19 protein-coding genes are annotated in these 23,339 nt (G+C 62.7%); 9 read left to right on the plus strand and 10 right to left on the minus strand.

The features are described from left to right. Window positions 1-266 precede the first annotated feature (266 nt). Both J2Z17_RS10515 and J2Z17_RS10520 read left to right on the plus strand, forming a co-directional pair. Window positions 267-626, plus strand: coding sequence for a hypothetical protein (locus J2Z17_RS10515; protein ID WP_209944666.1), 360 nt, complete (start codon window positions 267-269; stop codon window positions 624-626). 348 nt (window positions 627-974) lie between these two features. Next, window positions 975-1,880: a hypothetical protein gene (locus tag J2Z17_RS10520; RefSeq protein WP_209944668.1), complete on the plus strand. Its 906-nt coding sequence runs from the start codon at window positions 975-977 to the stop codon at window positions 1,878-1,880. A 77-nt stretch (window positions 1,881-1,957) separates the two neighbouring features. Here J2Z17_RS10520 and J2Z17_RS10525 read toward each other — a convergent pair whose 3' ends face one another. The 7 genes from J2Z17_RS10525 to J2Z17_RS10555 form a co-directional block, all read right to left on the minus strand. After that, window positions 1,958-2,569, minus strand: coding sequence for a riboflavin synthase (locus J2Z17_RS10525; RefSeq protein ID WP_209944670.1), 612 nt, complete (start codon window positions 2,567-2,569; stop codon window positions 1,958-1,960). Further along, entirely contained in the window at window positions 2,569-3,708 is a 1,140-nt protein-coding gene (ribD, locus tag J2Z17_RS10530) for a bifunctional diaminohydroxyphosphoribosylaminopyrimidine deaminase/5-amino-6-(5-phosphoribosylamino)uracil reductase RibD (protein ID WP_342454396.1), read from the minus strand. The genes J2Z17_RS10525 and ribD overlap by 1 nt, the downstream gene beginning before the upstream one ends. Window positions 3,709-3,712: 4 nt before the next feature. Beyond that, window positions 3,713-4,189 (minus strand): transcriptional regulator NrdR, encoded by a 477-nt coding sequence (gene nrdR, locus J2Z17_RS10535; RefSeq protein ID WP_209944672.1) that lies wholly within the window; start codon window positions 4,187-4,189, stop codon window positions 3,713-3,715. 18 nt (window positions 4,190-4,207) lie between these two features. Further along, window positions 4,208-5,497 (minus strand): serine hydroxymethyltransferase, encoded by a 1,290-nt coding sequence (glyA, locus tag J2Z17_RS10540; RefSeq protein ID WP_209944674.1) that lies wholly within the window; start codon window positions 5,495-5,497, stop codon window positions 4,208-4,210. A gap of 270 nt (window positions 5,498-5,767) precedes the next feature. Further along, window positions 5,768-7,099, minus strand: coding sequence for a L,D-transpeptidase family protein (locus tag J2Z17_RS10545; RefSeq protein WP_209944676.1), 1,332 nt, complete (start codon window positions 7,097-7,099; stop codon window positions 5,768-5,770). Between the two features lie 397 nt (window positions 7,100-7,496). Further along, a complete protein-coding gene (gene ldtR, locus J2Z17_RS10550; protein ID WP_209944678.1) occupies window positions 7,497-8,006 on the minus strand; it encodes a transcriptional regulator LdtR in 510 nt (169 codons plus the stop codon). Window positions 8,007-8,143: 137 nt separating this feature from the next. Next, window positions 8,144-8,572 (minus strand): DUF6163 family protein, encoded by a 429-nt coding sequence (locus J2Z17_RS10555; protein WP_209944680.1) that lies wholly within the window; start codon window positions 8,570-8,572, stop codon window positions 8,144-8,146. A gap of 149 nt (window positions 8,573-8,721) precedes the next feature. Here J2Z17_RS10555 and hemB point away from each other — a divergent pair, with 149 nt between their 5' ends. From hemB to J2Z17_RS10570, 3 genes are all read left to right on the plus strand, one after another. Then, complete coding sequence (gene hemB, locus J2Z17_RS10560) at window positions 8,722-9,732, plus strand: porphobilinogen synthase (RefSeq protein ID WP_209944682.1); 1,011 nt, start codon at window positions 8,722-8,724, stop codon at window positions 9,730-9,732. Window positions 9,733-9,884: 152 nt separating this feature from the next. Further along, window positions 9,885-10,343: an RDD family protein gene (locus J2Z17_RS10565; protein ID WP_209944684.1), complete on the plus strand. Its 459-nt coding sequence runs from the start codon at window positions 9,885-9,887 to the stop codon at window positions 10,341-10,343. A gap of 258 nt (window positions 10,344-10,601) precedes the next feature. Then, on the plus strand, window positions 10,602-11,360 hold the full coding sequence (locus tag J2Z17_RS10570) for an arginyltransferase (protein ID WP_209944686.1): 759 nt from the start codon (window positions 10,602-10,604) through the stop codon (window positions 11,358-11,360). A 121-nt stretch (window positions 11,361-11,481) separates the two neighbouring features. Here J2Z17_RS10570 and J2Z17_RS10575 read toward each other — a convergent pair whose 3' ends face one another. After that, entirely contained in the window at window positions 11,482-12,528 is a 1,047-nt protein-coding gene (locus tag J2Z17_RS10575) for a class I SAM-dependent methyltransferase (protein ID WP_209944688.1), read from the minus strand. A 167-nt stretch (window positions 12,529-12,695) separates the two neighbouring features. Between J2Z17_RS10575 and J2Z17_RS10580 the strand changes: the two genes are divergently transcribed. Beyond that, window positions 12,696-14,798, plus strand: a complete 2,103-nt coding sequence (locus tag J2Z17_RS10580) for a putative bifunctional diguanylate cyclase/phosphodiesterase (RefSeq protein ID WP_209944690.1) — start codon at window positions 12,696-12,698, stop codon at window positions 14,796-14,798. A gap of 105 nt (window positions 14,799-14,903) precedes the next feature. Here J2Z17_RS10580 and parC read toward each other — a convergent pair whose 3' ends face one another. Further along, window positions 14,904-17,183: a DNA topoisomerase IV subunit A gene (parC, locus tag J2Z17_RS10585; protein WP_209944692.1), complete on the minus strand. Its 2,280-nt coding sequence runs from the start codon at window positions 17,181-17,183 to the stop codon at window positions 14,904-14,906. Between the two features lie 200 nt (window positions 17,184-17,383). Here parC and J2Z17_RS10590 point away from each other — a divergent pair, with 200 nt between their 5' ends. The 3 genes from J2Z17_RS10590 to J2Z17_RS10600 all read left to right on the plus strand — a co-directional run bounded on the left by J2Z17_RS10590 (window position 17,384) and on the right by J2Z17_RS10600 (window position 21,154). Beyond that, complete coding sequence (locus J2Z17_RS10590; protein ID WP_209944694.1) at window positions 17,384-18,580, plus strand: hypothetical protein; 1,197 nt, start codon at window positions 17,384-17,386, stop codon at window positions 18,578-18,580. Between the two features lie 130 nt (window positions 18,581-18,710). After that, window positions 18,711-20,132: a cytochrome P450 gene (locus tag J2Z17_RS10595; RefSeq protein WP_209944696.1), complete on the plus strand. Its 1,422-nt coding sequence runs from the start codon at window positions 18,711-18,713 to the stop codon at window positions 20,130-20,132. Continuing rightward, window positions 20,132-21,154, plus strand: coding sequence for a lysophospholipid acyltransferase family protein (locus J2Z17_RS10600; protein ID WP_209944698.1), 1,023 nt, complete (start codon window positions 20,132-20,134; stop codon window positions 21,152-21,154). Before J2Z17_RS10595 ends, J2Z17_RS10600 begins: the two co-directional genes overlap by 1 nt. Window positions 21,155-21,441: 287 nt before the next feature. Here the strand turns inward: J2Z17_RS10600 and aspS are convergent, their stop codons facing one another. Then, entirely contained in the window at window positions 21,442-23,232 is a 1,791-nt protein-coding gene (gene aspS, locus J2Z17_RS10605) for an aspartate--tRNA ligase (protein WP_209944700.1), read from the minus strand. Window positions 23,233-23,339: the final 107 nt, after the last annotated feature.

A 23,339-nucleotide genomic window follows, 5' to 3' on the forward strand; every position in this document is an offset into this window, starting at 1 on the left:
CGGTCCGCCGGAGCGCCGGGCACGACGGCCCTGCCACAGTCTTCTTCGCCTGTCCTCCTCCGCCCGCCGAGATCGACTGTCAGCGACGCTGCGGCCCCGCGCCATCACAGCGGCGCAACATTACAGTTATTTAATATTACTGATAGCTTCCTACTCTTTTTTGCGCCGAAATCATCGCTACATTTCAACCTGTGCGGAGTGACCATGCGCCATGGCCTTCGCCGAAAACCACCCCGCCAACAACGCAGATCTTCAGGAATACGACAATGAACAATTTCAGCAAGTTCGCCAGTGCGACCTTCATCTCTGCCCTTGCCTTCGGTGGCGAAAGCTATGCCGCGTCGATGCCGAGCGTCGTCACGCCTTCGCAGACGGCGCAGCAGTTGAAGACCACGGCCAATCCCCGCGTCAACGTCATCCGCGCCTCCTCCCTCAGCGACGCCGAAGACCCGAACAACTTCATCGCCGATATCAGCCCGTCCTCCCCGCAGGCCCGTGAAGTGCAGCAGGCCGTGCGGCAGAACGCATCGCTTCATCGCCAGCTCGAAGCCGAGCACGTCGAAATCCAGAACATCACCTATGCCCGGGAAGCGGCTGACGGTTCCTTCATGATCGTCGTGCGCTGAGGCGAAAGATCCGGCAATAACAAGGTGCCGACGCGCGGCCTGCCGTTCCTTCACGGCAGACAGGGCGTCGGCAAGCTGCCCTAAAAGCCGTCCGTCCAATGCAGGGCCCCTGGCCTTGCCACATCTCCCGGCATCGATCCGCGCGTCGCCGCCCGTCAGGCGGGCGGAACCAATTGACGCCGACGGTGTTTTGCGAGCAGCCGCTCCCACAGAAGCGGTTCAGCAACAACATTGGGTCGGCACGCCGACGGGAGACAATCATGGGTCGCGGTATTTTGCTCTGGATGCTGGGGATTCCCCTGCCAATCATCATTCTCATCATGCTGTTCTGGCACTAGGGATCACATCATGTCCCTTACAGATAATACAACTGTCGCGGCGATCCCGGTCGACAGCTCGGCTTCGGCCGTCTCGTGGGCCGCGATTATCGCCGGCGCACTCGGTGCAACGGCGGTGACACTCATCCTGATGCTGGTCGGCTCCGGCCTCGGCCTTTCGCTGGTTTCGCCCTGGTCGGGCCAAAGCAGCTCGGCGGTGACCCTCGGCGCCACCGCCGCGGTCTGGATGATCCTGACCCAGTGGCTTTCGGCCGTGCTCGGCGGTTATCTTGCCGGCCGGCTGCGGACCAAATGGACAGGCATCCATACCGACGAAGTGTTCTTTCGGGACACCGTTCACGGCTTCCTTGCATGGGCGCTTGCAACACTGATCGTGGTATCGCTTCTCGGTTCGGCTCTGACGTCGGCGCTCGGCACTGGTGTGCAGGCGACGGCGACGATCGCCGGGACCACTGCCGCCGCGGGCGTCGCCTCGACGGCCGGCGACAAGGACGGTGCATCGGGATCGGGCTTCTCGACCGCCTACTTCACCGATGCCCTGTTGCGGCCTGACCAGAACAACGCCGCTCCGACGGCGCAAAGCAACGAACAGGCAAGCGCCGAAGCGTCGCGGATCCTCGTCAACGCCGCAGCGGCAGGCCAGATGCCGGACAATGACCGTAGCTATCTTGCCACGCTCGTCGCCTCGCGCACGGGACTGAGTCAGGACGAGGCACGTGCCCGGGTCGACGCCACGCTGAAGAGCATCGAGGATGCGAAGAATGCGGCCAAGAAAGCCGCAGACGATGCCAAGAAGGCTGCCACCGGAATCGCCCTCGTCGGTGCGCTTTCCCTGCTGATCGGCGCCTTCATTGCAAGCGTTGCCGCAGCCTTTGGCGGTCGCCTGCGCGATGACGATCCGCGCTTCATGCACTGAACGTGATCGTGACAAACGAAGAAAGGGCCCGGACGCAGACGCGTCCGGGCCCTTTTGTTCATGTCATCGGGGACGGTTTATGCCACCGGGAATTCGGCCAGACGGGCCGCATAGCGGGCCATGGTGTCAACTTCAAAATTGACGAAATCGCCGACCTGGCGCTCGCCCCAGGTCGTCACCTCCAGCGTGTGGCGGATCAGCAGAATGTCGAAGTCGCAGCCATTCACCGCATTGACCGTCAAGGAGGTACCGTCGAGTGCGACGGAGCCCTTCGGCGCGACGAACCGGGCCAGATGCTCGGGCACACGCAACGTATAGCGGGTGGCGTCGCCCTCCTCACGGATCCCGATGATCTCGGCCTTGCCGTCGACATGGCCCGAGACGATGTGGCCGCCGAGCTCGTCGCCGATCTTCAGCGAGCGTTCGAGGTTGATGCGCGTCCCCTGGCTCCAGCTTCCGATCGTCGTCAGCCGCAGCGCCTCCTCCCAGGCCTCCACCTCGAACCAGCGCTCATTGCTGTCGGCTTCCGGCAGGCCGGTGACCGTCAGGCAGGTGCCGGCATGAGAAATCGAAGCCCCCATATCGATGGTTTGAGGATCATAATTGGTCCTGACCTTCAGCCGCACGCCTTCGTTCAAAGGGGTGATCGTGTCGATTTCACCGACATCGGTGACAATTCCGGTAAACATCAAAGCGCTCTTTCATACTGTCTCAGGCGGTCCTTGCCGACGGGTCTGTCGTCCACAAGCGCGAATCCATGCGGAATATCGGCGGGGGTGACGGGCGATTCAATCCCGCCCGCGCCTATTTCCATGTCCGCGGTGTAAAGATCGATCCGGTCGACCAGGTCCAAATTCCGGAATGCGGCCGCGACCTGCGCGCCCCCCTCGACCATCAGGGTGGAGACTCCGCGAACCGCCAGCTGGTGCAGCAGATCCCGCAGATCGAGCGCCTCCATCACCTCGACACCGGCAGCTTCGAGCGCCAGACGGCGCGCCGCACGATCTAAATTCGCGGTGTCCTCAACGGCGGTATGCTCCGATGGTCCCGACACTTGCCACGCCAGCGCTCCGCCGGACGGGATCGACACCACGGCCACGGGAACGCCAGATGCCGACCGGACCAATTTCGACGTCAGCGACAAGCCGAAATCCCGGTCGAGCACGATACGGAACGGCGAGCGATCCTCCAGGCCTGCGAGCCGCACCGTCAACTCCGGGTCATCGGCCAGGGCGGTGCCGCTGCCGACCAGAATGGCATCGCTTTTCGCGCGCAGCCGGTGGACCTCGGCCTTCACCTCCGGCCCGGTGATCGCGATTTCCGTGCCGCGGCGGCCCAGCATCCCGTCTGCCGAAACGGCGAGCTTGAGGATGACATAGGGGCGGCCCTTTGTCTGGCGGGAGAGATAGCCGGCAAGCGCGCGGGCCGCCTCCGCCTTCAGCACACCGGTTTCGACGAGTATGCCGGCATCCTCCAGGCGCTTGAGGCCGCGGCCGGAAACGCGGGTGTCCGGATCGCTGAGCGCGACGACCACCCGCGCGACGCCTGCCACAATCAGGGCATCGGCACAGGGCGGTGTGCGTCCGAAATGGGAACAGGGTTCAAGCGTGACATAGACCGTTGCCCCCCTCGCCTTCTCGCCCGCTTCGGCCAGCGCCTGCGGCTCGGCATGGGGACGACCGCCGATCGCGGTAACGGCCCGGCCGACCACTTCGCCGTCCTTGACGACAATGCAGCCGACGGAGGGATTGGTCGAGGTCTGGCCGAGATGGGTCAGCGAAAGCGCAATCGCCTGGCCCATGAAACCTTCGTCGTCAGCCCGGCTCAACGGCCTACTCTATAGCATTGTCGCGGGAGATCCGGGCGCTGATCTCGTTGATCAGGTTCTCGAAATCCTCCGCATGAGAGAAGTCGCGGTAGACGGACGCATAGCGCACGAAGCCGACGTCATCGAGACCCTTCAGCGCTTCCAGCACCTGCAGGCCGATCTGCTCGGACGAGATCTCGACCTCGCCGGAGCTTTCCAATCGCCGGACGATGCCCGACACGGCCCGCTCGATGCGCTCGGCATCGACGGGTCGTTTGCGGAGCGCGATCTGGAACGACCTGACAAGCTTGTTGCGGTCGAAGACCGCCTTGCGGCCGGTCTTCTTCACCACCATCAACTCGCGCAACTGCACGCGCTCGAAGGTCGTGAAGCGGCCGCCGCAATCGGGGCAGATGCGCCGCCGGCGGATCGAGGTATTGTCCTCGGCAGGCCGGGAATCCTTGACCTGCGTGTCGTCCGAGCCGCAGAAAGGGCAGCGCATCGTTAAAGCCTCGACTGCTTACATGTAGGGGTACATCGGGAAACGGCCCGTGAGGGCCACGACCTTTTCGCGGACGGCTGCTTCGACGGCGGCATTGCCCTCGTCGGAATTGGCGGCCTTCAGCCCGTCGAGAACCTCGACGATCAGATTGCCGATTTCCTTGAATTCCGCTTCCTTGAAGCCGCGCGTCGTGCCGGCCGGGGTGCCGAGACGCACGCCCGAGGTGACGAAGGGCTTTTCCGGGTCGAAGGGAATGCCGTTCTTGTTGCAGGTGACATAGGCGCGGCCGAGGGCTGCCTCCGCACGCTTGCCGGTCGCGTTCTTCTTGCGCAGGTCAACCAGCATCAGGTGGTTGTCGGTGCCGCCGGAGACGATGTCGAGACCACCTGCGACCAGCGTCTCGGACAGCGCCTTGGCGTTCTTTACCACCTGGGCGGCGTAATCCTTGAATTCCGGCTTCAGCGCCTCGCCGAAGGCAACGGCCTTGGCGGCGATGACATGCATCAGCGGGCCGCCCTGCAGACCGGGGAAGACGGCCGAGTTGATCTTCTTGGCGATCGCCTCGTCATTGGTCAGCACCATGCCGCCGCGCGGACCGCGCAACGACTTGTGGGTGGTGGTGGTCGCGACATGGCAATGCGGGAACGGCGACGGATGCTGGCCACCGGCCACCAGACCGGCGATATGCGCCATGTCGACCATCAGATAAGCGCCGACTTCATCGGCGATTTCGCGGAAGCGCTTCCAGTCCCAGATGCGCGAATAGGCGGTGCCACCGGCAATGATCAGCTTCGGCTTGCTCGCGCGCGCCTTCTCGGCGACCTCGTCCATGTCGAGCAGGTGATCTTCCTCGCGCACGCCATAGGAGACGACGTTGAACCATTTGCCGGACATGTTGACCGGCGACCCGTGGGTCAGGTGACCACCCGAATTCAGGTCGAGGCCCATGAAGGTGTCGCCCGGCTGCAGAAGCGCCAGGAACACGGCCTGGTTCATCTGGCTGCCGGAATTGGGCTGGACATTGGCAAAATCGACGCCGAACAGCTGCTTGGCACGCTCGATCGCCAGCTCCTCGGCGATATCGACGAACTGGCAGCCGCCGTAATAGCGCTTGCCCGGATAGCCCTCGGCATATTTGTTGGTCATGATCGAGCCCTGCGCTTCGAGCACGGCGCGGCTGACGATGTTTTCAGAGGCGATCAGTTCGATCTCGTGACGTTGACGACCCAGTTCCTTCTCAATCGCGCCGAAGATATCCGGATCGCTTTCAGCAAGCGGGCGAGAGAAGAATGCATCGGTATTCGACATGGTCAAAGGCTCCTCAACGGGTGATGGTGAGGGTCTTAACGCTCCGGCTTTGCAAGGGCAATACGAGACGCGACATTTGCAGATCAAAGAGCGATGCCGTGCAGCGATCCGCCATCAAAGGCACGCTTCCACCGCTGTTTTCCCTGCAGGCACCCTCTTCCAGGCGTGTGCCATTCAGGGACGATCGCCCCTATCGGGCACCGTACAAACGAAACGGGCGGCGCATCGCTCGTATGCACCGCCCGTTTCAAATTGATACTGAACCCGCATTTATTGCGGCAGGATGTCGTCCTCGATCGAGCCGGCCGGCTGTTCGACGCCGATATTGGCCTGCAGCGCCAGCTGCGCGTCGCCATCCTTGTGGTAGATGTCGTCGCGGAACTGGACGATATTGTCCTTGGACGACCATGCGGTGATGTAGACCCAGTGCACACCGATGTCGTCGGCAACCTTGATCGGTGTGCTGACGCGGGTCGCGATCACCTGCTCGATATGCTGGCGGTCCCAGCCGGGCGTGTTCTTCAGCACCCAGACCACGAGGTCGCGGACGTTCTGGACGCGCACGCAGCCGGACGATTCGAAACGCATCAGCTTGTTGAACAGGCCCTGTGTCGGCGTATCGTGCATGTAGACGGCATCGGGGCTCGGGAAATTGATCTTCACCGAAGACATCGCGTTGATCTTGCCGGGGTCCTGGCGGAAGGTCAGGTTTGGGGCCTTCGGCGCGAACCAGTCGATCGTCTCGGGCGCCACCTCGTTACCGCTGCCGTCGATCAGGCGGATGTTGTTGCGGGCCAGATAGGTCGGATCCTTCTGCATCAGCGGCATGATGTCCTTCTGGACGATCGAGCGCGGTGCCGTCCAGTAGGGATTGAGGATGATGTCGGAGACCTTGGATTCGACGAGCGGCGACGGGCGGCTTTCGCGGCCGACGATGGCCGTGTTGCGCAGCGCGACCGTATCGTTCTCGACCGCCTCGACATGGGCCGCCGGAATGTTGACGACGATGTAGCGCTGGCCAAGATCCGGCTTCAGCTCCTCGAAGCGCTGCAGGTTCTTGTTGAGCTGCATCAGGCGGGTATCGGCCGAGACGTTGAGCGCCTTCAGCGAGAACTCGCCGAGCACGCCGTCATCCGGCAGGCCATGACGGGCCTGGAAACGCTTGACCGCGCCATCGACATAGCTGTCGAAGGAATTCGACATGCCGGCCGAGCGCGGCAGGTCGCCGGAGACCATCAGACGCTGGCGCAGCACGGCGACGGCCGGATCGACCGAGCCGAGACGCAGCGCGTCACCGGTCGGATTGACCTGCGGCCAGCCGCCATTGGCAACGATCGCCTGATATTCGCCGATCGCCTGGAGAATATTGATCTTGTTGTTCGGGCTCAGCATCGGAACGTTGGAGATCACGTTCGCAGCGCCGCTGGACGCCTTGGCATCGAACTGGTCGTCCCAATTGCCGCGGCGCGGCGCGTTGATGAGTTCGTCCAGTGCCGAGGACTGCGCCATCGCCGTTCCGGCTACAGCAGACATTGCGGCAGTCGCAGCGCCACGCAGCAGAGTACGGCGCGACAGTGCGACAAGATCGGTTTTGTTCGACATGATTCCTATCAATTCCCCAGCAATCGGACGGAGTTGCCCATGTTCGTCCAGCTTAGAAGACGCCTTGATGCCAAAAGTTCCACAGGGAACCATGGGTTACGGGCCAAATAATGAGCGGCGAGGCAACCTTGCCGCTCCCATAGCAATATGGCCAATTCGTGTCGCGTAGCGGGCGCTCACGTAAGCGTTAGACGGCGTGAGCGGATAAGGCAACCACTGGGCGAATTTTACGCGAAGAACGAAAGGGCCATGCCGCACGACCGGTAGAACGGCAGGCGGGCGCTGCGGTGCAAATGCACCGAGCGCCGCCTTGCATGGCTCGCAGGACTGGAGATCCGGCAGTTGCCGTCCGGCAACCGAAAGCTCTGGTGGATCAGAGCGTTATCTCGCGTTCCTGTCAGAGGCGATAAGCGATGCTGTCGTTCCAGAAACGGTCCAGACGCTGCAGCAGCTTGTTCATTTCGGAGAATTCGTTCTCGCCGATGCCGCCGACCTTCTCGATCGAACCGATGTGGCGGTCGTAGAGCCGGGCAACCGTGGTGGCGATATCCTGGCCTTCCTGGGTCAGGCTGATACGCACCGAACGACGGTCGATTCGCGAACGCTGGTGGTTGATGTAGCCGAGGTCGACGAGCTTCTTGACGTTGTAGGACACGTTGGAGCCGAGATAGTAACCGCGCGAGCGCAGTTCGCCGGCCGTCAGTTCCGAATTGCCGATGTTGAAGAGCAGCAGAGCCTGCACGGCATTGACGTCGGAGCGACCTTCGCGGTCGAATTCATCCTTGACCACATCGAGTAGGCGGCGGTGCAGCCGCTCGACGAGGTGAAGGGATTCCAGATAGAGCGAACGGATCGCGTCGTCCTGGATTTCGGTTTCGGCCATCTTCGGCTTGGTGTTCGTGTTCATCGGTCTGCCTCACTGTTTGGTTTGGCGGTTGTTTTTCTGCCCGCCTTGTGAGTGACCCTATCGAATGCCTATAAAATTCTATTTAAAACCTAAGCTTAACAGCCCCTTACCGGAAGATGAGTGACAATCACGGTAAATCAAATCTTATACGGTTCGGCACGTTGCCTGCCCTGGAACCAGATCGCGGCGCGAAACGTGACATAGACGGCCGCCACCAGAATATGACTGATCACGACGATCCGGTGATCGCCAAAGGTCTGCGTCCAGACGACGAACATGGCGAGTTGCAGGCCGGCGGCAATGGTCCAGATCACCGGCCCCCAGGAACTGGCGAGCCACAGGCCGAGGGCGGCGACCGGAAAGATGACGGCGAGCGAGGTGGCCGCCGCACGCCATGGCAGGCTCAGCAGATCGAAGCGTCCGAACCCGCCGTCGGAATAGCCGACCAGCATGCCCCAGTAGGTCAGACCGAACCACAGGCAAGACAGCGCCACGATCCGCAAAAAGATGACATAGAGGATGTCGGTGAGGCTCGGTCGCAGCAGTTGCGAAGAATCATCGTCCATGGGCTCTCCATAGCCAAAATGCGGCCGGCAGGCCAGATCGCCGCAGCGGCAGCTTGCCGCTTTGGCAGGTCTCGTCATTGGTGCTAAGACCGGAAACCGATGATAGGGAGCGGTAAGGCGTTCCACAAGACTGCGGAAGGACCAGAGGCATGGACGACAAGACCCACGGCGTCGACGAGGTGACAGGCCACCGGCGGATGCGGCGCAACCGCAAGACAGACTGGGTCCGGCGCCTGACACTGGAAAATCGCGTGACGGTCGACGACCTGATCTGGCCGATCTTCATCGTTCCCGGCGAAAACATCGTCGAGCCGATCGCCGCCATGCCCGGCGTCAACCGGATGAGCATCGACAAGGCGGTCGAGGCTGCCAGGGAAGCGGCCGACCTCGGCGTCCCGGCGCTGGCGACCTTTCCCAATATCGAAATGGCGCTGCGCGACGAGACCGGCTCGGAAATCCTCAACGCCAATAATCTGATCAATCGCGCCACCGCGGCCATCAAGAAGGCGATCCCGAATATCGGCGTCATCACCGACGTCGCGCTCGACCCCTTCACCAGCCACGGCCATGATGGCATTCTGCGCGAGGGCGAGATCGTCAATGACGAGACGGTCGACCAGATCGTCCGCGCCGCTATCGCCCAGGCCGATTCCGGCGCCGACATCATCGCACCCTCCGACATGATGGATGGCCGTATCGGCGTGATCCGCCGCGGGCTCGACGCTGCCGGCCACCAGTCGGTCGGCATCATGGCCTATGCGACGAAGTTCTCCTCCTGCTTTTATGGGCCCTATCGCGAGGCGATCTCGACCGGCGGCCTGTTGAAGGGGGACAAGAAGACCTATTACGTTGATCCGGCCAATGGCACCGAGGCACTGCGCGACGCGGCACTCGACGTCGAGGAAGGCGCCGACAGCCTGATGGTCAAGCCCGGCCTGCCCTATCTCGACATCTGTTGGCGCTTGAAGGAAGCCTTCAGCCTGCCGGTCTTTGCCTATCAGGTCTCGGGCGAGTATTCGCAGATCAAGGCAGCGGCCGCACAGGGCCTGCTCGACGAGGAACGGGCGATGATGGAGACCCTGCTCTGTTTCAAGCGCGCCGGCTGCGATGGCATCCTCACCTATTTCGCCCCGCAGGTCGCGCGGCTGCTGGCAAAGTAAACCGCTAAAGGCTTTCGCCTCCGTCCTCACGGGTGGCGACATGACGGTCATGCCCGGCCCGCTCAGCGACCGTTAAGGCGCGCTCGCGCCTCGATTGAATTCGTCCTGTGTCGCCCCCATATCAGGGCGCGACACAGGAAGGATGACGAAACATGGTACTCGATCGCGACTACGTCTATGCAGCACCGGATGACTGGCGCGCCTATCGCGGCGTCCTGTCGCGGCGCATGTTCGCTTTCATCATCGACTATCTGATCATCGCCATCCTCTGGGTGCCGGCGGCAATCCTGGTCTTCTTCCTCGGCATCCTGACGCTGGGTCTCGGCTTCCTGCTCTATCCGGTGCTGTTCTTCATCGTCGCCGGCCTCTATTTCGGCGTGTCGCTGGCAGGGCCTTCGCAGGCCACGCCCGGCATGAAGACGATGGGCATTGCCATGGTCCGCGTCGACGGCCGCAAGATCGACTTCCTGACGGCGATCGTGCATCTCGCCCTGTTTTGGATCCTGAACTCGCTCCTGACACCGCTGATCCTGCTGGCCGGCCTGTTCATCGAACGGTCGCGACTGGTCCATGACCTGCTCGTCGGCACCGCCATGGCCCGCAGCTACTGACCCGTTCAGATCAGCCGTCGGTGGGTTCGATGGCACCCGTCGACGGCGCAGCCCGGCATCCCCCAGAACAGCGCGGTGATACCCCCGCGTCTTTCTTGCGAAAAATCCGCTGACGGCTTGCATCTCGACGACGAATATTGGGTTTCGTCGCTTTTCGGCTGAAGTTTGATCGGACGAAACCGTGACCATGGTTGACGTTTTTCCAAGTTTGGCCAACTTATGCTAAAACACCGGCGACGTATGACGCAGTGGAGCCCGATGAATACCCAGACCTCGCTTTCACCGCAGTTCTATCTGACCGCGCCCGCACCATGTCCCTATCTGGCCGGGGAAATGGAACGGAAGGTGTTTACCCATCTCATTGGCCCGCGCGCCGGCGAGATGAATGATCTGCTGACCCAGGGTGGGTTTCGCCGGTCGCAGAATATCGCCTACCGGCCGGCCTGCGAGCGTTGCCGGGCCTGCGTATCGGTGCGCATCCTTGCCAATGCGTTCAAGCCGACCAAGTCGATGCGGCGCGTGATGACCAGCAATCGCGATCTCGTGTCGACCGTCTTTCCGGCGCAGCCGTCCACCGAGCAATTCTCGCTGTTTCGCCGCTATCTCGATTTTCGCCACCAGACCGGCGGCATGTCGGACATGTCGGCGCTCGACTATGTGATCATGGTGGAGGATACGCATGTTCAGACCCGGATCATCGAATATCGGCTGCCGCCCAGCGACGAAGCGCCCGATGAAAAGGGCGAGCTGGTGGCCGTTGCCCTCACCGACCTGATGGGCGACGGATTGTCGATGGTCTATTCCTTCTTCAATCCGGAATTCGACAAGCGTTCGCTCGGCACCTTCATGGTGCTCGACCATATCGAGCGCACCCGCAATCTCGGCCTGCCGCATGTCTATCTCGGCTACTGGGTCAAGGGCTCGCGCAAGATGGGCTACAAGGTGCGCTACCAGCCGCAGGAACACCTGACCGCGCACGGCTGGGAAGTCTACGCGCCGGAAGAGATCAGCGAATAACCAGGCGAAAAAGAAAACGGGCGGAGACGGCATTCACCCTCCCCGCCCGCCGTTTGCCGATCTGCACCGGCAAACGCGCCGTCCCCCGACCGCGTCCCGTGGGTTTCCTGACCCTTCCGGATCAGGAAAGCTTGCGAATGATCCCGTAGACGATATTGCGATTGGCACCGAAGCGCAGCGTGCACTCGACGTCAAGCCCCTCGGTTGCGGCCCGCATGATCCGCCACATGTCTTCTTCCGAGCGCAGCAGCAGCGCCCAGTTCATGAAGGTTTCCATGTAGCCGTCGTCGAAGATTTCGTCGGCGAAATTGGCGAACAGGAAGGTGCCGTTCGGCTTCAGCATCTGCAGGCAGCGCTGCGACAGCTTGATCGCGACCTCGTCGGCCAGATAGTCGTAGAGGCCGGCGGCATAGACGAAATCGAACTTGCCGAGCGTCTGCGCGCGCATCAGAACGGTGCGCACCGATCCGTCGACCGCCTCGACAGCCGTGCCGGCAAAGTCCTTGGCGACCGAACCGACACTCATCGGATCCTGGTCGAGCGCCACCCAGCGCTTGATCGTCTTCTGCTTCAGTGCCTGCGACATCTGCCCTTCGCGCAGGTGGCCAGCCGCGATCGTCAGGATCTCGGCCTCGCCGCCACGCGACGACGCGACGTCGTCGACATATTGCGCCAGCAGGTCGCGACGTTCGCGGACCGCCACGCAGGCCGGAGCCTTGCTGGTGAACTCGTTATAGATGGTCTTGCCGAGCGGGCTTGCCGCGTCGAGCATCGGCTGGACGCTCGGATGGCCATAGATGAAGTCGAGCAGGCCAGCGTCCCCCGAATAGCCGCGCGGCTTTTCAAACGACCAGCGGGTGAAGGGGTCCTGATGGAAGTAACGGGCCACCGGATGGTTCTGCGCGATCGGGATCAGCTGCTCCCAGACCTTGGGCGAGAAGCGCTTGCGAAGACCGTGCAAACCGGTCAGCAGGCGGGCCATGACCTGGCCGGCCGGGACGTCCTGAAGGAACTGCTGCTGCGCAACCCGAAGATGCAGTGCCAGCTCCGTCTGCGCCGCGTCGAGTTCGCCGTCCTTGATGGGAGAAGCAGAAGAATAAACCTGGGAAGCAATGGAATCGGGCGTAATGAGGCTCTCGCCGTCGAATGCAATATCTACTTCACGCATTGTGCAATCCCTTACCGAAAACACTGATATTAATACTCCGTAAACTATAAAGTGAATTCCGTGCGGTTGCACCCCCAATTTAGGCAGTCGTTAAAACATAGTTAACGTGTCTGAGGGTTAGGTGAGTCGGAGTGCCTGCGTGAATCCCACGAGAATAGGAGCACAACATGGACCGGAGCGGTGATCATCGAGAAAGCTCGAAATCCGGGCAGTTGCATCCTGCGCGCGAAAACGGTCCCGAGGCCGCGCTCGAGCTGACCGTCACGCGCGACGCACCCCAGCCCTCCACCGGCGCCGAAGTCCATTCCCCCGCCGCCTTGAAGGCTCTCTACAAGACCGAGCGCGGCATACCCCAATTGCGCGAAACCCGGCACGGCCTGTGGCTCGCCGCGATCGTCTATCTGCTGTTCGGCATTTCGGACGCCATCCTCATTCCCGACGTTTCGGGGCGCACCATAGCGGCACGCTTTGTGGTCGCCATCCTGTCGATGGGGCTGATGGAACTGCTGGTCGCGGCGCGCGTGCCCAGCCGCTGGTCGGATATCGCCTGTGCCGGCATCGTGATTGCCGCCTATGTCGGCTGGCTCATCCCGGCGCTCGGCACCGAGGCGCACGATAACTTCCGCTTCTACATGCTGTTCGGCACCATCTTTATGATGAGTGCCAATCTGTTCTTCAACCTGTTCTTCCGTCTGTCGGTGATCACCTCGGCCACCATCATGGTGATCTTCCTCGTCAGCCTGGCCTTCACACCGCCATTGACACAGCAACAGAGCGCGGTTGTCATCCTGTTCTACATCTCGTGCTTCGTCTTCACCTCCTACGTGAACTGGAAGCTCAACAAGGAGCGCTATCAGGTCTTCCTGAATGCGCATGAAGCCGAACGGCAGCATGACGAGGCGACCAATCGCGGGCGGCAGCTCTACCGGATGTCGACCACCGACTACCTGACCGGCGTCGACAATCGCCGTGCGATCGACAAGCGCCTGCAGGAGTGCTGGGACGCATGGGTGGCGCGCGAAACGGCGTTTGCCGTGATCCTGTTCGATATCGACCTGTTCAAGCGCTACAATGATTGCTACGGCCACCAGGCGGGCGATGCCTGCCTGACCAAGGTGGCGCGCGCCATCAACACCGAACTGCAAAAGCATGGCGTCTCCTTCGGCCGCTATGGCGGCGAGGAATTCATCGCCATCGTCCAGCTGCCCGGCAAGGCAGAGGTGCTGGCCATTGCCGAGACGATCCGCCGGACGGTCGAGGACCTGCAACTGCGCCACGAACAGCGCAAGGACGGAACCAATGTGGTCACCGTCAGCGTCGGCATGGCGCTCAGCCGGCAATCGACCAATCCGGGCCTCGACAAGATCATTCATGAAGCCGATCTCGCGCTCTATTCCGCCAAGCGCGAGGGGCGCAATTGCGTCCACTTCTTCGACCCGCGCGACCCGCAGTCGGCAGACGAGACGGATGCCATCGCCGCCACCCTGCGCGCGGCGCTGGAAAACGATCTGGTCACCATGGCCTACCAGCCGATCATCAGCCTCTCCAACGGCAAGATCGAGGCTTATGAGGCCCTGATGCGGATGAAGATGTTCGACGGCACGCCGATCTCGCCGTCGCGTTTCATTCCGATCGCCGAGGATACCGGCATGATCCTGCCGCTCGGTCTGTGGGCGATCCGGCGTGCCTGCCTGGACCTGCTGCTCAGCGACCGCACGCCGCTGGTCTCCGTCAACATTTCCCGCGTCCAGCTGAAAAGCCCGAATTTCGTCCGCAACGTCGCCGATCTGCTGCGCGAGACGGGTGTCGAGGGCCGCCAGTTGGCCTTCGAGATCACCGAGGGTCTGGATCTGGACGGCCAGGTCGATGCGCTACGCTGCCTGCGCGAACTCTCGGATCTCGGCATCCGGATCTGGCTCGACGATTTCGGCACCGGATTTGCCGGCCTGTCATGGCTGCGGATGTTCCCCTTCGACACGGTCAAGATCGACCGGTCCTTCCTGCACGACGCCTCCACCGATGCCGGTCGCGAAATGCTGCAGGACATCATCGAACTGGTACGCCGCCGTGGCGCGCGCATCCTGGTCGAAGGCGCCGAAGATGCCGCCCAGCTGGAACTCGCCCGCAGTCTCGGCGTCCAGCAGATCCAGGGCTATCACACAGGTCGCCCGGCGCCCGCAGCCCAGGCTCCGGTGATGTCCGGCGTGGCGCCCGACATCGTCAAGGATACGCCCAAGCCGCGTCTGCTGCAGGTGCACCCACCCCGCTGAAGGCGTGCCTGTTGAAAAGGGGAAGTGCGCCGCAATCATGGCGCGTCAGGGGACGGGCGCAATGCCCTGCCCCTCGCCGTCTGACGCAAGGCCCTTTACCGTCGATCAGCCGGAGAAACGACCGCTGCGGGGGAAGCCCTTCGGCACCAGTCGTCCGGCCGTGGCGCGATCGCCGAGCCATTCGACCAGCTCGTCGCGCTGCTTGGTGAAGGTGCGTCCGGCACTGTCGGCCCAGGTCAGCCCCTCATCCATGCCGAAGCATTTCAGATCGGAAATTCCGCCGTCCTTGTAGCGCTGCAGGCGAACGCCCTTGCCGCGCGTCATCTCCGGCACCTGGACCAGCGGGAAGACCAGCATCTTGCGGTTCTGGCCGACCACGGCGATATGGTCGCCGGTGACCGGCACCACGAGCTTGGTCTCGTCGGGCATGCCGACATTCATCACCTGCTTGCCCTTGCGGGTGTTGGCGACGATCTCGCTTTCCGCGACGACGAAACCATTGCCGGCGGTGGACGCCATCAGCAGCTTGCGCTGAGGGTCGTGGACGAAGGCCGTCAGCACGTCCTGCTCGTTTTCCATGTCGACCATGATGCGGATCGGCTCGCCGTGACCGCGACCGCCCGGCAGCTTGTCGGCGCCGAGCGTGTAGACCTTGCCGCCCGTGGTGACGAGAATGATCTTGTCGGTCGTCTGGGCCGGGAATGCGACCTTCAGCGCATCGCCTTCCTTGAAGGTCAGCCCCGACACATCCGACAGATGCCCCTTCAGCGCGCGGATCCAGCCCTTGTCGGAAATGACGACGGTGACCGGCTCCTTCTCGATCATCGCCTGGTGGATGGCTTCCAGATCGGCGTCCGGTGCATTGGCAAAGGTCGAGCGGCGGCGGCCGAGTTCGGTCGCCTTGGCAAACTTCTTCTTCACCTCGCCGATTTCCCAGGCGATGGTCTTCCACTGCTTGTCGTCGGAGGCGAGCAGGCTTTCGATCTCGGCCTTTTCGGCAGACAGCGTCTCGTGTTCCTTGCGGATCTCGAACTCTTCCAGCTTGCGCAAATTGCGCAGCCGCATGTTAAGGATCGATTCGGCCTGCAGGTCGGTGATCGAGAAAGTGGCGATCAGCACGTCCTTCGGCTCGTCCTCCTCGCGGATGATGCGGATCACCTCGTCGAGATTGAGATAGGCAACGAGCAGGCCGCCCAGGATTTCGAGCCGCCGGTCGATTGCCGCAAGCCGGAAGCTCGAGCGGCGGATCAGCACGTCCTTGCGGTGCGCCAGCCATTCGCTGAGCACGTCCGGAAGGCTCATCACCTTCGGCACCTTGCCCTGGCTCAGCACGTTCATGTTGAGCGAGATGCGGCTCTCGAGCTCGGTCAGCTTGAACAGCGATTCCATCAGCAGGGTCGCATCGACCGTACGGGTCTTCGGCACCAGCACGACGCGCACGTCTTCGGCCGATTCGTCGCGCACGTCTTCGAGCAGCGGCAGACGGCGGGCGATCAGCAGTTCGGCGATCTTCTCGATCAGCCGCGATTTCTGTACCTGGAACGGAATTTCCGTGACGACGATCTGGTAGCCGCCGCGGCCGAGGTCTTCGATCTCCCAGCGCGCGCGTACGCGGAAGCCGCCGCGACCGGTGCGATAGGTCTCGATCATGCTTTCGCGGCTCTCGATGATCACCCCGCCGGTCGGCAGGTCCGGTCCCTCGATGCCACCCTTTTGCGGATGGGCCGGATCGGCGATCAGGTCCTCGACGGTGGCGTCCGGATGCTTGATCAGGTAGAGCGCGGCGTCGCAGATCTCGTGCGCATTGTGCGGCGGGATCGAGGTCGCCATGCCGACGGCAATGCCGGAGGAGCCGTTGGCCAGCAGATTCGGGAAGGCGCCGGGCATGACCACCGGCTCTTCGTCTTCCTCGTTATAGGTCGGGCGAAAATCCACCGCGTCCTGGTCGATGCCCTCGAGCAGCAGCGCTGCGACATCGGTCGTGCGCGCCTCGGTATAACGATAGGCCGCCGCCGAATCGCCGTCGATATTGCCGAAATTGCCCTGGCCGTCGACAACCGGATAACGCTGCGAGAAATCCTGTGCGAGACGCACCAGTGCGTCGTAGACCGACTGGTCGCCATGCGGGTGGAACTTACCGATCACGTCACCGACGATACGAGCGCATTTCTTGAAGGCCGAGTTGGGTCGGATACCCATCTCGCTCATCGCATGGATGATGCGCCGATGCACCGGCTTCAGCCCGTCGCGGACATCCGGCAGCGCGCGGTGCATGATGGTCGACAGCGCATAGGCGAGGTAACGCTCTTCGAGCGCCGCGCGCAGATCGATCGCTTCGATGTGGTCGCCGCCGTCGTCGCCGGGCGGTGTCAGGTTTTTTCCCATGGGTCCTGCCTAGCGGAGATGAAGCCAAACGGCAAGAAAACCGCACCATCCCCCTGTGGATTAAGGTTTCCAGCCAAACCCTTGCCGCCATAAGGCCATTTTCTGCTGCCGATTGAAGTGGAACTCGGCCCGCATCGCAGGTAATGCTGCCATACCAAACGCCAACCAGGGACGCCGGGAACGGAAGACAGAGAGAGACCATGCCTAGCCACCTCACCACCGCCATTCTCGCAAGCACCGCTTTGCTCGCCTTGACCGCCCCGGCTTTCGCCCTCGACGGCCAGGATCTGCTCGCCAAGATCAATGCCGCCTATGCCTCGGGCAGCGGCGACCTGCAGGCCGACAACGTGACCGTCGAGGGCAATGACGTCGTGCTCAACGGCGCGCGCTTCGTTGCCACCCAATCCGCCGACAAGGCAATCGATCTGGGCGACCTGCGGTTTTCCGATGTCGAGGAAGGCCCAGGCGGCAGCTATGACATCGGCCGCGTCGATTTTTCAAACGTCGCGCTGACCGAAGGCAACACGAGCCTGGCGATCAAGACCTTCTATCTCTCCGGCATCCACGTGCCGGCAAGCCAGGACGGCTCCGACCTGAACTCGCTGCTCTACTACCGGGAAGCCCATCTCGGTTCCCTGACGGTCAACAATGACGGCAAGCAGATCGCCTCGATCGAAAGCGGCGACGCGAAGGTCGACGTGTCTTCCGATAACAAGACACTCTCGTTCACCGTCGCCGTCGACGGGATCGCCGCCACGCTGGATGCCGTGAAGGACGCCAAGTGGACGGACATGGTCGACAGTCTCGGCATCCGTCAACTCGATGGCCGCATGACCATGGCGGGCAGCTGGAATGCAGAGACCGGCGCCCTCGACATCACCGACGACACGCTCGATTTCGACAAGGTCGGACGCCTGCAGATCAAGCTCGGCCTCTCCGGCTATACAATGGACCTCGTCCACCAGATCCAGCAGAATGCCGAAATGATGCGAACGGCGCCCGAGGGCGAGGAGAGCAAGAAGGCCGCGGCAATGGCGATGCTCGGCCTGATGCAGCGGCTGAATTTCGTCGGCGCCGAAATCCGCTTCGACGACCACGGCATCACCAAACGCGCGCTCGACTATACCGGCAAGCAGCAGGGTGCCGACGGCGAACAGATGGCATCCACCATCAAGATGATGGCGCCGGTGCTGTTGATGGGCTACGGCCTCAACGACATCGCCGACAGCGTTTCGGCGGCGCTCAACACCTATCTCGATGACCCCAAGAGCTTCACGATCCGCGCCGCACCGCCGCAGCCGGTCCCCTTCCCCACCATCACCGCGGCCGGCATGAGCGCGCCGCAGACCCTGACCAAGGTGCTTTCGGTGACCGTCAACGCCAATGACGGCCCGTGAAGCCTGACGCAGATAACGGGGGCGACAGGCGCGACGACGCCGCGCAAACCGCCCCCGTGACAGGCATCCGGTTGACGGACGTTGCGACATCGCTAAACCTCGCTCCAAGGCGTTTGAAAATGGATAGGCGATGCTCTCCTGGTTAACCAGACCTGTGGCGATCAAGGAAAAGCTGGCTGGGCGGAATTTCATTCCCGCCCATGCCGACTTCTACAGCGGAAAGAACGGTCGGCCGATCGAGTTGATGCTGCAGGCCCGCACCGACTTTCTCTCGATCTGGCGCAAGCGCGATTATACCGAGCGGGTGCACGAGATCCGGGTGCTCGGCCGGCAGATCGTCATCGTCAATTCGCCCGAACATGTGCGCTATGTCGTGGCCAAGCGGCACGAGAATTTCGAGCGCAAAAGCCCGCAAATGCGTCGGGCGCTCGAATATCTGCTGGGCGACGGGCTGTTCATCTCCGACGGCGAGACCTGGAAGCAGCGTCGCTCGCTGGTCAACGACATCGTCCACAAGAACCGCGTTCCGGCCTTCGGCCCGGTGATGGAGCGCACGACGCAGGAGCTCGTCGAGCGCTGGTCGTCGCTCGGCGATGGCGCCGAGGTCAACGTGCTGGCCGAGATGGCGGGCCTGACGGCCGAGATCATCTCGCGCTCGGTGTTCGGCAACACTCTCGGGCGTGACAGCGCCGATGCCGTGACCGACAGCTTCACCAGCTACCAGTCGCTGATCGATTCGATCAATATCGGCTATTTCCTCGGCTTCAACGAGGGACTGCCGGTCTGGCGCACACCGTCGCTCAGGCGCTCGGTCAAGCGCATCCACGGAATTATCGACGGGGTCGTCGAGGATCATCTGGCAGGCCGCGGCGATCACGACAGCATGATTCAGTTGCTGCTGCGCCGCCAGCAGAAGAACCCGGAGCTCAAGCTCGATCTGGTCGCATTGCGCAATGAGGCCGCAACGATCTTCATGGCCGGGCACGAGACGACGGCCGCGACGCTGACATGGGCCTGGTATCTGCTGTCGAAGGCGCATTGGGTGGAAAAGGCGGTGCATGCCGAGATCGCCAAGGTCTGCGGAAAGCGCACGCCGACGATCGACGACGTGCCGCAGCTCGAATGGTGCCGCGCGGTAATCGAGGAGACGCTCAGGCTCTATCCGCCGGTGCCGATCCTCGCCCGCCAGGCAAAGGAAGCCGACGTCGTCGGCGACATCAAGGTGGAGCCTGCCGCCCTCGTGCTGATCGTCCCGTGGCTGTTGCACCGCACCGGCAGCCTGTTTGAAAAGCCGCATCATTTCCGCCCAGAGCGGTTCCTGAAGGGGCGCCCGGCGCCCTATAGCTACATTCCCTTCGCCGCCGGCCCCCGGGTCTGCCCTGGTCTGCAGTTCGGATTGACCGAGGCGATCCTGTGCCTGGCGATCCTCGCGCAGAAATTCAAGGTGCGGGTGCCGGAAGACCATGCTGTCGAGCCGCAGTGCCGCCTGACCCTGCGACCAAAAGGCGGCCTGCCGGTGACCCTTCATCCGCGCGGACGCAAGGAAGCCTGATGCCGAAAGCACCGCATCCGATCGAACGCAAGCCCGCAGCCGACGCAATCGCCAAGCGCAAGGCCTGGCGCTACGAGGCACAGGACAAGCCGGGCCTCGCCGACTTGACTGCCGGCGGCGAACGGCGCCGGCGCTTTTTGCGCTACTGGATCCAGGACAATTTCTGGAACGGCATGCATCTTGCCGGCCACTATTCGATGAAGCTGCTGCCGATGGATGCGGCCACCGCCTTCGGTGCGCGTCTCGGGCTCTTTGCCATTCCGCGCTTCCACACATCAGCCGAAAAACGCGCGCGTGCGACCATTGCCAAACTCAGGCCGGATCTCGACGCCGCGGCCCAGGACGCGCTGTTCAAGGAGAACTGCCGCACGCAGGGGCGGCTGATGATCGAATTCTCGCATATCAACCGCCTCGTCCACCATCCCGAACGCATCGAGATCCGCGACCTGCACCATATCGGCGACAGCGCCGCCGCCGGTCCTGTGATCATCGTCGGCATGCATCTCGGCAATTGGGAAATCGGGCCGACCGTGCTCACCCATATCGGCCTTCGTCCCTATGCCAATTACACGCCGCCACCCGGCCGGGCCAAGGCCTGGATCTCGGAGCGCGTGCGGCGCAAAGGCGGCCTCAACTTCCTGCCGCCCGGCCTGCAGGGCATCCGCCCCGCGGTGAACCTGCTGAAACAGGGCGGTGTCATCTCGATGTTCTGCGACGAGGGTGTCAACGGCAAGATCCGAGGCCCGCTGTTCGGCCGCAAGCCGCATCTGGAGGGCAATCTGGCGCTGGCCGTACGCCTTGCCCGGATGACCGGGGCCACGATCTGTCCGTGGTACAATCTGCGCCAGGACGGCTTCCGCTTCGTCGCCCAGATGCTGCCGCCAATCACCCTGCCGCCGGAAGACAAACCCGGCGCGCGGCTGATGGAGGACATCCTGCTGCTGAACGGGGTGATCGAACCGGTGGTGCGGGCACATCTCGACCAGTGGTTCTTTCTGGACAATGCCTTGCCGGGGAAGTGACGGACGTCGGAGTTCCGGGCTACCCCCCCTCTGCCCTGCCGGACATCTCCCCCTCAAGGGGGAGATCGACTCGCGGTCATGTCCCAATCCCTCGGTGGCCTTTCTTAAGCTGCAGCCGATCGAGACTATGGGGATCGGGCAGGCGCACCAGCTGATCTCCCCCCTTGAGGGGGAGATGGCCGGCAGGCCAGAGGGGGGTGCATCCGCAACGCCACGTGCCAAAGCAAAAAGCCCCGGCACGAAACCAGGGCTTTCCGTATTTCAATCAGACGACCGTGACGCTCGCCTCAGTCTTTCTTCTGCTGCGGCATGACCCGCAGGCCGAGTTCGCGCAGCTGGGTCGGCTGGGCTTCCGACGGCGCGTTCATCAACAGGTCCTGTGCCTGCTGGTTCATCGGGAACAGCGTGATCTCGCGCAGGTTCTTGGCGCCGATCAGCAGCATGACCACACGGTCGATGCCGAAGGCGCAGCCGCCATGCGGCGGAGCGCCGTACTGGAACGCACGGTACATGCCGCCGAAGCGGTCCTCGACGTCTGCCTTGGACAGGCCGACCATCTCGAAGGCCTTGACCATCAGGTCCGGCGACTGGTTACGAATGGAACCCGAGGCGATTTCGAAACCGTTGCAGACCGCGTCATACTGGAAGGCCTTGATCGACAGCGGATCCTGACTCTCCAGCGCGTCCAGACCACCCTGCGGCATGGAGAACGGGTTGTGGGCAAAATCGATCTTCTTGTTGTCCTCGTCATATTCGAAGAACGGGAAATCGACGATCCAGCACAGCTCGAAGCGGTCCTTGTCGGTGAGGTTCAGTTCCTCGCCGACGCGCGCACGCGCCTCGCCCGCGAACTTGTAGAAGTTCGACGGTTCACCGGCCACGAAGAAGCAGGCGTCGCCGGCTTCCAGGCCGAGTTGGGCGGCAATCGCGGCCGTGCGCTCTTCGCCGATGTTCTTGGCAAGCGGACCGGAGCCTGCAACCACGCCGCCCTCTTCCTTCCAGAAGATGTAGCCGAGACCCGGCTGGCCCTGCTGCTGGGCCCAGGCGTTCATCCGGTCGCAGAACGCGCGCGAACCACCGGTCTTGGCCGGGATCGCCCAGATCTCGACCTTCGGGTTCTTCTCGATCATGCCGGCGAAAACCTTGAAGCCGGAGCCGGCGAAATGCTCGGTGACGGCTTCCATGACGATCGGGTTTCTAAGGTCCGGCTTGTCGGAACCATATTTGCGGATCGCCTCGTCATAGGGGATGCGCGGCCATTGTTTGGTGACCGGCTTGCCGTCGGCGAACTGCTCGAATACGGCCGTCATCATCGGCTCCATCGTCTCCCAGACATCTTCCTGGGTGACGAAGCTCATCTCGACGTCGAGCTGGTAGAATTCGCCCGGCAGGCGGTCGGCGCGCGGGTCTTCGTCGCGGAAGCAGGGCGCGATCTGGAAATAGCGGTCGAAGCCCGCCACCATCAACAGCTGCTTGTACTGCTGCGGCGCCTGCGGCAGGGCGAAGAACTGGCCCTGGTGGATACGCGAGGGCACGAGAAAGTCGCGCGCGCCTTCCGGCGACGAGGCCGTCAGGATCGGCGTGGTGTATTCGGCAAAGCCGATTTCGCCCATGCGGCGGCGCATGTCGGAGATGATCTGCGTGCGCTTGACGATGTTCTTGTGCAGCGTCTCGCGGCGCAGGTCGAGGAAGCGGTATTTCAGCCGCACGTCTTCCGGATAGTCCGGCTCGCCGAAGACCGGCAGCGGCAATTCCTTGGCGGACGACAGGACCTCGATCTCGTTGGCATAGAGCTCGATTTCGCCGGTCGGCATGTTCTTGTTGACGGTGTCGTCGGTGCGCGCCTTGACGGTGCCGTCGATGCGGATCACCCATTCGCCGCGGACCTGTTCGGCCAGCTTGAAGGCCGGGCTGTCGGGATCGGCCACGACCTGGGTCATGCCGTAATGGTCGCGAAGGTCGATGAACAGCACGCCGCCATGGTCGCGAACGCGGTGGACCCAGCCGGACAGGCGGACGGTCGAGCCGACATCGGACTTGCGAAGGGCGGCGCAGGTGTGGCTGCGGTAACGGTGCATGGTTTGATCCTGCATATTCTTGGATGATGATCCGGCAAAGGCACGGATTCTGGCGTATTTAAAATCGCGCGGACAAGCGCATGGCGCGCCCGATTTGTCAAGGCTGA

It is taken from the genome of Heterorhizobium halophytocola, assembly GCF_017873095.1.
Lineage (GTDB): Bacteria > Pseudomonadota > Alphaproteobacteria > Rhizobiales > Rhizobiaceae > Allorhizobium > Allorhizobium halophytocola.

Coding starts and splice junctions, on each gene's coding strand:
- J2Z17_RS10570 (WP_209944686.1), top strand. CDS start 10,602: ATGAATACCCAGACCTCGCTTTCACCGCAGTTCTATCTGACCGCGCCC.
- J2Z17_RS10600 (WP_209944698.1), top strand. CDS start 20,132: ATGCCGAAAGCACCGCATCCGATCGAACGCAAGCCCGCAGCCGACGCA.
- ldtR (WP_209944678.1), bottom strand. CDS start 8,006: ATGAACACGAACACCAAGCCGAAGATGGCCGAAACCGAAATCCAGGAC.
- J2Z17_RS10590 (WP_209944694.1), top strand. CDS start 17,384: ATGCCTAGCCACCTCACCACCGCCATTCTCGCAAGCACCGCTTTGCTC.
- nrdR (WP_209944672.1), bottom strand. CDS start 4,189: ATGCGCTGCCCTTTCTGCGGCTCGGACGACACGCAGGTCAAGGATTCC.
- glyA (WP_209944674.1), bottom strand. CDS start 5,497: ATGTCGAATACCGATGCATTCTTCTCTCGCCCGCTTGCTGAAAGCGAT.
- hemB (WP_209944682.1), top strand. CDS start 8,722: ATGGACGACAAGACCCACGGCGTCGACGAGGTGACAGGCCACCGGCGG.
- J2Z17_RS10595 (WP_209944696.1), top strand. CDS start 18,711: ATGCTCTCCTGGTTAACCAGACCTGTGGCGATCAAGGAAAAGCTGGCT.
- J2Z17_RS10555 (WP_209944680.1), bottom strand. CDS start 8,572: ATGGACGATGATTCTTCGCAACTGCTGCGACCGAGCCTCACCGACATC.
- J2Z17_RS10525 (WP_209944670.1), bottom strand. CDS start 2,569: ATGTTTACCGGAATTGTCACCGATGTCGGTGAAATCGACACGATCACC.
- aspS (WP_209944700.1), bottom strand. CDS start 23,232: ATGCACCGTTACCGCAGCCACACCTGCGCCGCCCTTCGCAAGTCCGAT.
- J2Z17_RS10520 (WP_209944668.1), top strand. CDS start 975: ATGTCCCTTACAGATAATACAACTGTCGCGGCGATCCCGGTCGACAGC.
- parC (WP_209944692.1), bottom strand. CDS start 17,183: ATGGGAAAAAACCTGACACCGCCCGGCGACGACGGCGGCGACCACATC.
- J2Z17_RS10575 (WP_209944688.1), bottom strand. CDS start 12,528: ATGCGTGAAGTAGATATTGCATTCGACGGCGAGAGCCTCATTACGCCC.
- J2Z17_RS10545 (WP_209944676.1), bottom strand. CDS start 7,099: ATGTCGAACAAAACCGATCTTGTCGCACTGTCGCGCCGTACTCTGCTG.
- J2Z17_RS10580 (WP_209944690.1), top strand. CDS start 12,696: ATGGACCGGAGCGGTGATCATCGAGAAAGCTCGAAATCCGGGCAGTTG.
- J2Z17_RS10515 (WP_209944666.1), top strand. CDS start 267: ATGAACAATTTCAGCAAGTTCGCCAGTGCGACCTTCATCTCTGCCCTT.
- J2Z17_RS10565 (WP_209944684.1), top strand. CDS start 9,885: ATGGTACTCGATCGCGACTACGTCTATGCAGCACCGGATGACTGGCGC.